This window comes from Alkalicoccobacillus porphyridii, from assembly GCF_007293315.1.
GTDB classification, from domain to species: domain Bacteria; phylum Bacillota; class Bacilli; order Bacillales; family Bacillaceae_D; genus Alkalicoccobacillus; species Alkalicoccobacillus porphyridii.
In genome coordinates this window covers 1-250 of record NZ_VLXZ01000340.1, presented here as the reverse complement: position 1 = coordinate 250, position 250 = coordinate 1, and the positions used below count along the sequence as shown (strand labels likewise).

General features: G+C 42.8%; 1 protein-coding gene. It reads left to right on the top strand.

What is annotated here, in order from left to right; translation table 11 throughout:
• On the top strand, positions 1 to 250 hold a 250-nt coding region (locus FN960_RS24510; RefSeq protein ID WP_143850851.1), incomplete at both ends, for an ISAs1 family transposase.

Here is a 250-nt window from a genome sequence, read left to right as displayed (position 1 = left end):
GAGCCAGAAATGACGGTCAGATATTATATCAGTTCTGCTGATTTAACCGCTGAGAAATTCGCCACAGCGATCCGAAATCACTGGCACGTGGAGAATAAGCTGCACTGGCGTCTGGACGTGGTAATGAATGAAGACGACTGCAAAATAAGAAGAGGAAATGCAGCAGAATTATTTTCAGGGATACGGCACATTGCTATTAATATTTTGACGAATGATAAGGTATTCAAGGCAGGGTTAAGACGTAAGATGC